The following is a 12,269-nucleotide window of genomic DNA, read 5'->3' on the forward strand; positions in this document are numbered from 1 at the left end:
CCCCCTGATTCCGGGCAGGGGAGCACCCGGAGCGGACGTGCGGATGATTGGATGGCGACATGTCCTCTTCGGTGCACGCTCCGGCGCGACCTCCGCGCGTGGCAGCGCCCCCGCGCCCGCCGCTGACCCGCGATCGGGCGTGCCTGGTCGCCGGGGTCGCTGCGGGGCTCGCCCGTCACCTCGGCGCTCCGGTGTGGATGGTGCGGGCGCTGTTCCTCGCTCTGACGCTGTGCGGGGGAGCCGGCGTGCTCCTGTACGCGTGGTGCTGGGCCTTCACGCCCTGGACGGACGGGGAGTCGGCTCCGACACGAAGGATGCCGGTCGCGTGGCTGCTTCTGGTGCCCGCCGCGCTCGGGACGCTGGTCGTGCTGGTCTGGCGCGGCGGCAGCGACTGGCTGAGCGGCACGATCCCCGCAGGACCCGCCGCCGTGGTCGTGGGCGGCACGGTCGCCTTCGCGACAGGCGCCGGTCTCTGGGCGACGCTCATCGATCGCACCGACACCGCACGCGGTCCGCGGCACACCCTCACGGTCCGCATCCTCGCGGTCGGGCTGCTCGCCCTGCTGTTCGCGGTGCTGCTGTCGTGGCCCGTCGCCCGTTCCGGTGTGGCGCTCGTGCTGGTTCCGCTGGTCGGACTCGCTGCCGTCCTGGCGTCGACGCTGATCCCGCGCTGGCGCGAACTGTCCGGAGAGAGGATCCGCCGCATCCGCGAGGAGCAGCGCAGCCAGATGGCCGCCCACCTGCACGACTCGGTGCTGCAGACCCTGGCGCTGATCCAGAACAGGGCCGGCGCCTCCAGCGAGGCCGCGCGACTGGCCAGGGCGCAGGAGCGCGAGCTGCGCGCGTGGCTCTACGACGGCGATGCTCCCGCCGACAGCGACCTGCCGACGGATCTGCGCGACTACGCCGGGGCGCTGGAGCTCGACTATCCGGTGCGGATCGACGTGGTCTCGGCCGGACTCTCCGCCGAGCGCGCCAGCGGCGAGCTCGCGGCGGCGGCGCGCGAGGCGATCCTGAACGCGGCACGGCACGCGGGTGGCGAGATCTCCGTCTACATCGAGGGCAGCGCCGCCGGGGTGGACGTGTTCATCCGCGACCGAGGAGCCGGGTTCGAGCTCGACGACGTGCCGAGCGACCGTCTCGGGGTGCGGGAGTCGATCATCGGACGCATGCGGCGCGCCGGCGGGACCGGCTCCGTCCGCAGCGACGAGCACGGCACCGAGGTGCATCTGAGCATCACGGCGGGAACGCCGCACGACAGGCCTGCACCGCGGCCGGCCAGTGTGCGGGAGGAGAGTCGTGGCTGACAGCATCCGGGTCGTGATCGTCGACGACCACTCCATCTTCCGCTCGGGGCTGCGCGCCGACCTCGATGCGAGCGTCGACGTGGTGGGCGAGGCGGCGGACGTGCCGTCGGCGATCGCCGTGATCGGCGAGACGCAGCCCGACGTCGTGCTGCTCGACGTGCACCTGCCCGGCGGCAGCGGCGACGACGCCGCGGGCGGGGAGAGCGTGATCCGCGGCTGTCAGCCCTCGGCGACGCGGTTCCTCGCGCTGAGCGTGTCGGACGCCGCGGCGGATGTCGTCCGGGTCATCCGCGCCGGCGCGCGGGGCTACATCACGAAGGGCTCGTCGGGCGCCGAGGTGAGCAGAGCCGTGCACGCCGTCGCCGACGGAGACGCCGTCTTCTCGCCGCGGCTCGCCGGTTTCGTGCTCGACGCGTTCGGAGCCGTCGCGGGCGAGACCGCGACCGCCACCGACGAGCTCGATCGTCTGTCCGCGCGCGAGCAGGAGGTCATGCGCCTCATCGCGCGCGGTTACGCGTACAAGGAGGTCGCTGCGGAGCTGTTCATCTCGATCAAGACGGTCGAGACGCACGTGTCGTCCGTCCTGCGCAAGCTGCAGCTGTCCTCACGCCATGAGCTCACGGCGTGGGCCTCGGAACGGCGACTGCTCTAGCCCTTCGAGGGGCGGACGTCAGGCCGCGAGCCAGAGGCCCTTTTGGTTGGTCGCGACCGTGAGTCCGGCGGCGACGGTCTCGTCGTCGCCGATCCGTGCGCCGCGGACGATGCGCGCTCCCGCGCCGATGTCGGTGCGGACTCCGACGTAGGCGTGGTCTCCGACGGCGGCACCCTGGCCGATGTGTGCGTGGGCGTCGACGAACGCGCCCTCGCCGACCACGGCGTCCTCGTCGATCCACGCGCCGCGTGCGATGGTCGCACCGGCGCCGACGCGCGCGCCCGGTTCGATATAGGCACCCGCCTCGATGTGCGCCTTCGGGTGCACCTTCGCGCCATGCGCGACGAGACCCCGGCCGTTCGCGTGCTTGCGGTACCGCAGCGTCGCGCCCTGGTCGTTCTCGATGTCGACGTAGTTCTTGCCCACGATTCCTCCCGTGTTCCGGAGTTCTCCGGATATATCAACAACCACGGGAGGGGGAGATTCATTCCCTCGGATGAATGCGGTCAGCGCTGGCAGACCGGACACCAGAACGTGATGCGCTCGCGCGTCGGATCGGCGCCCTGCTCTCCGCGGCGGATGAGCGTGCCGCAGCGGCGGCAGGGGCGCCCGGCGCGACCGTACACCCAGGTGCCCTGACCAGGGCGGTCGACGCCGGTGAAGGTGCGGTGACGGCGGTCGCGGTTGGCGCGGATCGTGCGGACGCCGAGATCGAGCAGGGCGGCCACGTCGACCTGTGGCGCCGGCGTGGTGGGCAGGATCCCGCGGAGGAACAAGAGCTCAGCCGCGTACTCGTTGCCGAAGCCGGCCACGTTGCGCTGGTCCAGGAGGGCGACGTGGATGCTGCGGGTGTCGGCGCTGACGCGTCGCGCCGCCTCCGCGGGATCCCAGTCCGCCGCGAGCGGGTCAGGGCCGAGGTATCCGACGAGCTGGTCCTCCTCCCGGGTGGGGACGACCTCGACCTCGGCGATGTCGACGCCGACCGCCTCCCGGTCGGCCGTGCCGATGATGGCACGGACCTTGAACGCGGGGTGCTTCCATCTCTCACCTGCGCGGTAGACGAACCACGCCCCGTCCATGCGCAGATGCGAATGAACGGTGCTCTCGCCGATCCGCATCAGCAGGTGCTTGCCGCGCGGGATGACTCCGTGCACGGTCTGCCCGGTCAGATCGAGTGTCGCGAAGCGGGGCACCCGCAGGTCGAAGCGGGTGACCTCGGCGCCCGTCAGAGCCTCGTCGAGCCGCCGTGCGGTGCGGAAGACGGTATCGCCCTCAGGCACCGGCGCCGCCCCGCTGGGTCCCTGAGCCGCCGACCTGGGTCCCTGAGCTTGTCGAAGAGTCGCCTACCCGGGTCCCTGAGCCGCCTACCTGGGTCCCTGAGCCGCCTGCCTGGGTCCCTGAGCTTGTCGAAGGGCCGCCTACCCGGGTCCCTGAGCCGCCTACCTGGGTCCCTGAGCTTGTCGAAGGGCCGCCTACCTGGGTCCCTGAGCTTGTCGAAGGGCCGAGCATGTGGCGAGCGAGCATCGTGCTGCCCGCGACGGCGACGGGCATGATCGCGACCGCCCCGCCGGGGATCAGGAAGCACAGCTGCGTCGCGACGCCGAAGCCGAGCACCCGGGCGCGATTCCCCGCGAACAGGGCGGCGCGGTCGGCCGGGCTGAGGTCGCGGGCGTCGAAGGCGCGACCGGTGAGCTCGCGCGCCAGCAGTCGACCGGTGAGCACGACACCGGCGATCGGCCCGAGGAAGCCGCCCACGGCCGGGATGAGTCCGATCAGCAGCACCAGGACCGCGATCAGCAGACCCAGCAGCACCAGCCGCAGACCCTCGCCCAGCGTCGTCCAGAAGCTGCCGCCGTCGCCGGAGGGCGGGTCGCCGAGGTCGACTTCAATCGCATGCCAGATGCGCTGGTAGAACGGGTCGCCGATGGTGAGGGTCAGCGCGCTGAAGACGACCGCCGCGAGGGCCAGGGCGGCGGCCACGACCACGAAGCCGACGGCCGCGCGCAGCAGCCCGCGCCACGGCTCGATCCACCCCTCGGCGAAGGGGGTGAGCCAGGCCGAGACCGACGGCATCCCCCACACCAGCGGCACGATCGCGGCGGCGAGCAGGAGGAACGCGATGATCGCGGGGACGAGTCCGAGCGCCATGAGCCCGGGGCGCGTGCGCCACAGGCCGAATCCGCGCGGCAGGGTGCGGACGCCGGCCGCGAACTCTCGGATCATGGTCTCCAGCGTAGGCGCACGCTCAGACCGCCTTGCGGAGCGTGAAGCCGCGGGGTGTCTGCACGAATCCGGCCTCCTGCAGCGCGAGCGCGAGCTCCGTGCCGTACACGCCCTCGCCGTTGACCTTCTCGACGGTCAGGGTGTCGAGGCGTCGGCTGCGGGCGGTCGCCGCGAGGTCGGCGGCTGCGGCGCGGAGCACCTCCCCGTCGTCGCTGAACGACAGCACCGTGCGGCCACCGCGCTCGAGCGAGAGCACGAGCGCGCCGTCGACGAGCACGACGAGGGCACCGGCCTTGCGCCCAGGGCGGTGCGACACCCCCTCGAGCTTGGGCCAGCCGAGTGCGGCACCGTACGGGTTCGCGGGATCGGTCGCCGCAAGCGTCACGGCCGTGCGCGGCGGCGGGTCGGCGAGGCCGGCGTAGGTGCGCAGCCGGTCGACCGTGCCCGAGGCGGCGAACTGGGCCGCGCCGAGCTTCTCGATCACGTAGCCGCGGCGGCAGTGGCCGGCCTCCTCGAATCCGGCCAGCACACGGTACGCCTGGGCGAAGCCGCCTGGCACGCCCTCGGCCTGCACCGCGCCCCGTGTGACGACGCCGTAGCGATCGAGCAGGAGCCCCGCGGTGACGGTCGCGCGGCGCGAGGCGTCCTTCTCGGTCTCGGGCAGCAGCGACCAGCGTCCGCCGATCGAGGTGGGGCGGGGAGCGGTGCGGGTGAGGGACATCCCGCGATAGGTACGGGCCCGCGGAGCCTTCCGCTTCACCTTGTGCGCCTGCGACCCGCCGGCGAGCAGCGAGCGGATCGGTGCGAAGGTGTCGTTCGTCACGTGCCCCGACCAGGTGAGCGACCACAGCGCCTCCAGCACGGACTGCTCGTTCTCCGCCGCGGTCATCTCCTTGAGCTGGGCGGCGAAGTACGCGCCGCCGATCTGCAGAGACTGGAGGATCCGCGCCTCGAGGGAGTCGACCGCGATTTCGGCCTCGGGCTCGGGCAGCGTGAACGGGGCGAGGTCGGCGGGGTGCAGCGACACCCATCCGTCGCGCCCGGGGAGAGTCCCGTGTCCGGACCAGATCACCTCGCCCGCCGAGGTCAGCTCGTCCAGCATCGCGGGGGAGTAGTCGCGCACCCGGGACGGCAGGACGAGCGACTCCCACGCGCTCGCCGGGATCGGCACTCCGGCGAACTGCTCGATCACGGTGAGCACACCGTCGACGCCTTCCAGCGGCCGCCCGAGGTGCTGCCAGTCCGGCAGGAACCGCGCGTACGCCTCCGGCGACACCGGCTCCACGGACCCGCGGATCGCCGCGAGCGAGCGCATCCGGAGGCGGCGCAGCACCTCGCTGTCGCACCACTCGAGGTCGTCGCCGCTGCCGGCAGCCGTCGGCAGGAAGTAGCCGCTCGTGAGGCGGCCGGCGGTCTCGAGTCTCTGCAGCGTGTGTCGGGCGACAGCGGCGCCGAGGCCGAAGCGGGCCGCGACGGCATCGGTCGTGAACGGGCCGTGGGTGCGCGCGTGACGCGCGACCAGGTCGCCGAGCGGATCCGCGACGGGTTCGAGGAAGGCGACGGGGATGCCGGTGGGGAGGGCTGCGCCCAGCGCGTCCCGCAGCCGACCCGCGTCTTCGATCGCGGCCACACGGCCCGCGCCGGCGACCGTCACCGGGATGGCTCTGCGCGCCGCGATGAGCTGGTCGAGCAGCGCAGCGGCCGTCGCCCCGTCGGTCGAATCGGGGTCGAGGCGGGCCGCGACCTCCTCGGCGTCGAGCGGGCCGAGCATCCGCAGCAGGTCCGCCACGCCCTCGAGTCCGCGCGCGCGACGGTCGGGATCGAGGCGCTGCGCCTCGCGCTCGAACTGTGCGATGACGTCGGGGTCGAGCAGTTCGCGCAGCTCGACCGTGCCGAGCAGCTCGCCCAGCAGGGCGGGGTCGACGGACAGCGCCGCCGCCCGGCGTTCGGCGAGCGGCGAGTCGCCCTCGTACATGAACGCGCCGACGTAGCCGAAGAGCAGATCGCGCGCGTAGGGCGAGGGCTGGCCCGGTTCGGTCTCGATCAGGCGGATGCGGCGGTCCGCGATCGAGGTGGCGAGCGTGCGGAGGGAGGGGAGGTCGTAGACGTCCTGCAGCACCTCGCGCAGCGTCTCCAGGATCACCGGGAAGGTGGGATGGCGCCGCGCGACCTCGAGCAGCTGCGCCGATCGCTGACGCTGCTGCCACAGCGGCGTGCGCTTGTTCGGATTCATGCGCGGCATCAGCAGGGCGCGAGCGGCGCACTCCCGGAAGCGCGAGGCGAACAGCGCAGACCCGCCCACCTCCTGCGTGACGAGGACCTCGAGCTCGTCCGGATCGAACACGAACAGCTCGGCACCCGGAGGCTCGGCTTCGGCATCGGGGATGCGCACGATGATGCCGTCGTCGCTCGCGACCGCGGAGCCCTCGACCCCGAGGCGCTCCCTGACGCGGGCGTTGATCGCCAGTGCCCACGGCGCGTGCACCTTCATGCCGTACGGGGAATGCAGGATGACGCGCCAGTCGCCGACCTCGTCGCGGCCGCGCTCGACGGTGAGGGTGCGGTCGGTGGGCAGGGTGCCCGTCGCCTCGCGCTGCTCGGTCAGATGGGCCATCAGGTTCGCGCGCGCCTGCTCGTCGAGACCGGCGTCGATCAGCCGCTGCTGCGCCTTCTCGGGGGCGGCGGACGACACCTCGCGGGAGAACGCGCCCAGCGCTTCGCCGAGCTCGAACGGTCGGCCGATGCCGTCGCCGTGCCAGAACGGCACCTTGCCCGGCTGTCCGTAGGCGGGGATCACGTTGACGCGATCGTGCGTGATCTCCGCGATCCGCCAGCTCGTGGTGCCGAGCGTGAACACGTCGCCGACCCGCGACTCGTAGACCATCTCCTCGTCGAGCTCGCCAACGCGGGCTCCGGTGGACTCCCCGGCCACGAACACCCCGAACAGGCCGCGGTCGGGGATCGTGCCGCCGCTGGTGACCGCGATCCGCTGGGCGCCCGGTCGTCCCGTCAGCGTCCCGGCGTCGCGGTCCCACACGAGTCGAGGGCGCAGTTCCGCGAACTCGTCGGAGGGGAAGCGTCCGGCCAGCAGGTCGAGCGTCGCCTCGTACGCCGAACGGGGGAGCGCCTGGAAGGGGGCGGAGCGGCGGACCGTCTCGAACCACTCCTCGACGCTGATCGCGCCGAGCGCGCTCGCCGCGACGGTCTGCTGCGCGAGGATGTCGAGCGGATTGCGCGGCACCTGGATGGCCTCGATCTTGCCGGCCAGCATCCGCTCGGTGACGATCGCGGTGTGCAGCACGTCGCCGCGATGCTTCGGGAAGAGAGCCGCACGGCTGATCTCGCCCACCTGGTGACCGGCGCGGCCCACACGCTGCAGACCCGAGGCCGCCGAGGGCGGGGCCTCGACCTGGATGACCAGATCCACCGCGCCCATGTCGATGCCGAGCTCGAGGCTGCTGGTCGCGACGACGCAGCGCAGCACACCCGACTTCAGCTCCTCCTCCACCTGGGCACGCTGCTCCTTGGAGACCGAGCCGTGGTGGGCCTTCGCGAGCACCGGGTCCGCACCGGCGGTCGCTCCGGCCTGCGCCATCATGGCCGCCGGCACGGTCGCCTCCGGCAGGGCCACGCCGATCCGCTCGGAGTAGATCTCGTTCAGTCGTCCGGTCAGCCTCTCGGCGAGCCGGCGGGAGTTGGCGAACACGATCGTCGAGTTGTTCTGCAGGATGCGGTCGACGATCGCCTCCTCCACGTGCGGCCACACGGATCCGGTGACCTCGGTGTACTCCGCATCCTCCGCACGGAGCTCGGCCCCCGCGCCGGACGCGGCACCGGGAGGCGGCGGGGGGTTGGTCATGTCGTCCATCGGCACGACGACGCCGAGCTCGAACGTCTTGGACGCCGGCGGTGCGACGATCTCCACGGGAGCCGCGCCGCCGAGGAACCGGGCCACCTCGTCGATCGGACGCACGGTGGCCGAGAGCCCGATGCGCTGCGCGGGCGGGACCGCACCGGACCCGTCAGCCCGTCCAACGGTGGGTCCCTGAGCCTGTCGAAGGGTGGGTCCCTGCGCCCGTCGTTCGCTGGGTCCCTGAGCCTGTCGAAGGGCGTGTGCGGAGCGCAGCGCGTCGAGCCGTTCCAGGCTGACCGCGAGGTGCGCTCCGCGCTTGGTGGCTGCGACGGCGTGCACCTCGTCGATGATCACGGTGTGCACGTCGCGCAGGGTCTCGCCCGCGCGGCTCGTGAGCATGAGGTAGAGCGACTCGGGCGTCGTGATCAGGATGTCGGGCGGATCCGAGACGAGCTTGCGGCGATCGCTGGAGGTGGTGTCGCCGGAGCGGACCCCCACGGTGACGGCGGGGGCGTCGACGCCCAGCCGGCGCGCCGACTGCCCGATGCCGACCAGAGGCGAGCGGAGGTTGCGCTCCACGTCGACGCCGAGCGCCTTGAGCGGCGAGATGTAGAGGATGCGGGTGCGGGCGGCATCCTTCTTCGGCTCCTCGGGTGCGGCCATGCGCTCGCGGAAGACGCTGTCGATCGCCCACAGGAACGCGGACAGCGTCTTGCCCGAGCCGGTGGGCGCGACGACGAGCGCGTGCTTGCCTGCGGAGATCGCCTCCCAGGCTCCGGTCTGGGCGGGCGTGGGCGCGCTGAAGGCACCACGGAACCAGTCCTGCGTTGCCGGGGTGAAACGGTCGAGCACATCGCTCATCCCTCCATCATGCGTGCTGCCACCGACATCGGGGTCGTGACGCCGGACCTCGGGGCGGATGCTCCCGAGGCCCGGCGTCGTCGAAGCGGCTGATTCAGGAGCCGAGCGAGACCTCCTGAAGTCTCCCGTCGCCGTCGATCTCGAGTGTCAGGTCGAGGTCGAGCCGGCGCAGGAACGCGTCGTCATGGCTCACGACCAGCACAGCGCCCCGGTAGGCGCGCAGCGCCTCGACGAGCTGGTCGACCGTGTCGAGGTCGAGGTTGTTCGTCGGCTCGTCGAGCATCACGAGGTGCGGAGCGGGGTCGGCGAGCAACAGCTTCGCCAGCGCCACGCGGAAGCGCTCGCCGCCGGAGAGCGCTGCGACCGGGCGCTCCGCCGTGGCGCCGCGGATCAGGAACCGCGCGAGCCGGTTCCGGAGCTCTTTCTCGGGAACGTGCGGAGCCGCCGCGGCGATGTTCTCGAAGACGGAGCGATGCTCGTCGAGACCGTCCACCCGCTGCGGGAGGTACCCGATCAGGTCGGTGTGGGCCTCGGCGTGCAGGCCGCCCTCGAACGGGCGCGCATCCGCGACCAGCCGCTCCAGCAGGGTGGTCTTCCCGGCGCCGTTGCGCCCGATCAGGGCCACGCGCTCCGGGCCCTGGATCACCCAGGCCCGCTCCTCTTCCGCGATCGTCGCGATGCGTCGGCTGCGGGAGACCTGCGGGTCGGGCAGCTCGATCTTCATCGACGCGTCGGAGCGCACGCGGCGCCCCGCTTCGTCGAGGACGGACCGCGCCGCCTCCTCCTTGGCCCCGACCTCGGTGCGCAGCTTGCCTGCCGAGACCTCCGCGGCCATCTTCCGGCCATGGGCGACGATCTTCGGCACGCGCTTCTCGATCTCGGCCTTCTTGGCCGTCCGCGCACGGTGCGCGAGCTTGACCTCGGCCTCGATCCGCTGGCGCTTCTCCTTGCGGAGCGTCTGAGCGGCCGTGGCCTCGGCCTGCCTCGCGGCATCCTGCTCCGCATCCAGCCAGGTGCGCCACTCGGAGTAGGGGCCGCCGAACACGCTCAGCGTGCGGCCGTACAGCTCGGCGGTCTCGTCCATCAGCTCGAGCAGCGACAGGTCGTGGCTGACGACGATGAGCGTGCCCTTCCAGGCCTGCACCATCGCCGCGAGCTTCGCTCTGGCGTCGCGGTCGAGGTTGTTGGTCGGCTCGTCGAGGAGCGTGATCGGCGCGCGACGGAGCCGGATCCCGGCGATCGCGACGAGCACGGCCTCTCCTCCGGAGAGCTCGCCGACACGGCGATCGAGGAACTCCGGCGCGAGGCCGGCCTCGGCCAGGGCGGCCTCGGCGCGCGCCTCGATGTCCCAGTCGTCGCCGACGGCATCGAAGTGCGCGGGATCGACGTCGCCGGCCGTGATGGCCCGGACGGCGTCGAGCGCCGCGGACACCCCGAGCAGCTCGGCGACCCGACGATCGACGTCGAGCGTGAGCTGCTGCGGCAGGTACGCGACCTCGCCCGAGGCGGTGACGAACCCGGATGTGGGTGCGAGCTCTCCGGCCATCAGCCGCAGCAGTGTGGACTTGCCTGCGCCGTTGCGTCCGACGAGGCCGGTGCGTCCGGAGCCGAACGCTCCGGACACCGCGTCGATGGCGGTCGTCCCGTCCGGCCAGGTGAAGGTGAGTCGGTCGAGGATGACCGACGCGTGAAGGGGTGCGGGGTGTGACATGAGTGTCTCCTGTCGAGTGCGAGGGTGCACTGACACCGAGCCCCAGGCGGTCCGTGAGGAGTCACAGGACGCGGGCGAGAGGGTCTGCCGTGGAGTCGGCGATCGTCGGGTCAGCGCGCGGAAAGAGGAGCGCGGAGGCGACGGATCAGATCAAAGGACTTCCAGACACGGCGGACAGGACTCCCCGACGATACCCGGGCGTGTCGGCGTTCCGCAACCCCGGGCGTGTCGCGCGCTCATCGCCGCGAAGGGCTCGCGCCCGCGGAGCACGATCCTCAGGCGGAGCGCGGGCCCTCTTCCTGATCCGCGCCGATCCCCTCGATCCACTTGGTGAGGAAGCGGTGCACGTCGGCGAGCTCCTCCTCGGAGATGCTGTGCGTGAGCCCGGTGTAGACCCGGCCGGAGAGGTCGGCGTGCCCGGGCAGCCACTGCGCGGTGTGGTCGACGAGTGCGGGCGGGATGACGTCGTCGTGCGTGCCGCGACCCCAGAAGACCGGAGGGCGCAGCTCGGTCAGCGTCTCGTCGCCGGGGAGGTCGCCCGGAGCCGCGTATCCGCTCAGGGCGACGACCGCGCCGAAACGCTCCGGGGCGAGGCGCAGCGCCTGCAGCGACACGGCCGCACCCTGCGAGAAGCCGAGCAGCGCGACCGAGGGGGAATCGCCCGCCGCGGCATCGAGCCAGCGGAGGAACGCCTCGGCGGCGACCGTGACGGCCTCGGGGCTGCGGCCGTCGAGCCCGTCGATGGCGTACCAGGAGCGCCCGGGCATGGGCCACGGCGGGGCGAGGGGAGCGGCGACAGAGGCGACCGCGATGCCGGAGGGCAGATACGGGACGAGTCCGAACAGGTCGTGCTCGTCGGCGCCGTAGCCGTGCAGCAGCACGAGCAGCGGCATCCCTCCGCGGTCGGGGGAAGACCATCTGGTCGCGGTGTCGTCGATCGTCAGGTTCTCTGTCACACCGTCATCCTGCCAGCAGGCACGGACGTCGGAGCCGCCGGTGTCGGTGCGGAGGGACGGCTGGTAGAAAGGACACATGGCGGTGCGCACACCTGATCCCGATCCGGAGCCCGAAGACGAAGGTCTCGGAGCCTTCCCGGATGCGAACCCGCCCGCGCCGGGTGCGAACCCCGGCTGGCTGAGCGAGTTCGAGCTCGCCGAGGCGCGTCGCCGCCTGCCGATGCTCTACGTCGAGGCGATCCCCGTGCGCACGGACGGCTCAGGGCAGGTGACCGAGATCGGCATCCTGCTGCGCTCCACGCCGCTGGGCGAGATGACCCGCACGATCGTGTCCGGGCGGGTCCGCTTCGGCGAGACCATCCGCGACGCGCTGTTCCGGCACGTCGAGAACGACCTCGGCCCGATGGCCTTCCCGCTGCTGCCGCCGCAGCCGCTGCCCTTCACGGTCGCCGAGTACTTCCCGATCCCCGGGGTCAGCGCCTTCCACGACGACCGGCAGCACGCCGTGTCCCTGGCGTTCGTCGTGCCGGTGACCGGCACGTGCGAGCCGCGTCAGGACGCCCTCGAGGTCACCTGGTTCTCGCCGGAGGCCGCGGCATCGGATGCGGTCGCCGCCGAGATGGAGAGCGGTCGCGGCACCCTGGTCCGTCAGGCTCTGGCATACCTGGGGCTCCTGCGCTGACGCCGCGCCCGCGGGCGGGCGCGG

The 12,269-nt window shown here is 72.4% G+C and carries 9 protein-coding genes; 3 read left to right on the plus strand and 6 right to left on the minus strand.

The annotated features are described in order from the left end of the window. Window positions 1-59: 59 nt before the first annotated feature. On the plus strand, window positions 60-1,307 hold the full coding sequence (locus tag F6A08_RS04410) for an ATP-binding protein (RefSeq protein WP_225855731.1): 1,248 nt from the start codon (window positions 60-62) through the stop codon (window positions 1,305-1,307). Next, window positions 1,300-1,959 carry a LuxR C-terminal-related transcriptional regulator gene (locus F6A08_RS04415; protein WP_017201666.1) on the plus strand — a complete coding sequence of 220 codons (660 nt, stop codon included), beginning with the start codon at window positions 1,300-1,302 and terminating at the stop codon, window positions 1,957-1,959. Before F6A08_RS04410 ends, F6A08_RS04415 begins: the two co-directional genes overlap by 8 nt. Window positions 1,960-1,977: 18 nt before the next feature. Here F6A08_RS04415 and F6A08_RS04420 read toward each other — a convergent pair whose 3' ends face one another. The 6 genes from F6A08_RS04420 to F6A08_RS04445 all read right to left on the minus strand — a co-directional run bounded on the left by F6A08_RS04420 (window position 1,978) and on the right by F6A08_RS04445 (window position 11,563). Further along, entirely contained in the window at window positions 1,978-2,385 is a 408-nt protein-coding gene (locus tag F6A08_RS04420; RefSeq protein ID WP_017201665.1) for a DapH/DapD/GlmU-related protein, read from the minus strand. Between the two features lie 80 nt (window positions 2,386-2,465). Next, window positions 2,466-3,239, minus strand: coding sequence for a DNA-formamidopyrimidine glycosylase family protein (locus F6A08_RS04425; RefSeq protein ID WP_017201664.1), 774 nt, complete (start codon window positions 3,237-3,239; stop codon window positions 2,466-2,468). Continuing rightward, the gene (locus F6A08_RS04430; protein ID WP_225855732.1) at window positions 3,232-4,182 is read right to left on the minus strand and encodes an EI24 domain-containing protein; all 951 of its coding nucleotides are present in this window, start codon (window positions 4,180-4,182) and stop codon (window positions 3,232-3,234) included. The genes F6A08_RS04425 and F6A08_RS04430 overlap by 8 nt, the downstream gene beginning before the upstream one ends. 22 nt (window positions 4,183-4,204) lie before the next feature. Then, window positions 4,205-8,896 carry an ATP-dependent helicase gene (locus F6A08_RS04435; protein WP_151458732.1) on the minus strand — a complete coding sequence of 1,564 codons (4,692 nt, stop codon included), beginning with the start codon at window positions 8,894-8,896 and terminating at the stop codon, window positions 4,205-4,207. A gap of 94 nt (window positions 8,897-8,990) precedes the next feature. Then, window positions 8,991-10,607, minus strand: a complete 1,617-nt coding sequence (locus F6A08_RS04440; protein ID WP_151458733.1) for an ABC-F family ATP-binding cassette domain-containing protein — start codon at window positions 10,605-10,607, stop codon at window positions 8,991-8,993. A gap of 275 nt (window positions 10,608-10,882) precedes the next feature. Further along, window positions 10,883-11,563 (minus strand): alpha/beta hydrolase, encoded by a 681-nt coding sequence (locus tag F6A08_RS04445; protein ID WP_192576681.1) that lies wholly within the window; start codon window positions 11,561-11,563, stop codon window positions 10,883-10,885. A gap of 76 nt (window positions 11,564-11,639) precedes the next feature. On the opposite strand from F6A08_RS04445, the gene F6A08_RS04450 reads away from it, so the two are divergent. After that, the gene (locus F6A08_RS04450) at window positions 11,640-12,245 is read left to right on the plus strand and encodes a DUF4916 domain-containing protein (protein WP_017201660.1); all 606 of its coding nucleotides are present in this window, start codon (window positions 11,640-11,642) and stop codon (window positions 12,243-12,245) included. Window positions 12,246-12,269: the final 24 nt, after the last annotated feature.

Origin of the sequence: Microbacterium algeriense, assembly GCF_008868005.1 — a bacterium.
Classification (GTDB): domain Bacteria; phylum Actinomycetota; class Actinomycetes; order Actinomycetales; family Microbacteriaceae; genus Microbacterium; species Microbacterium algeriense.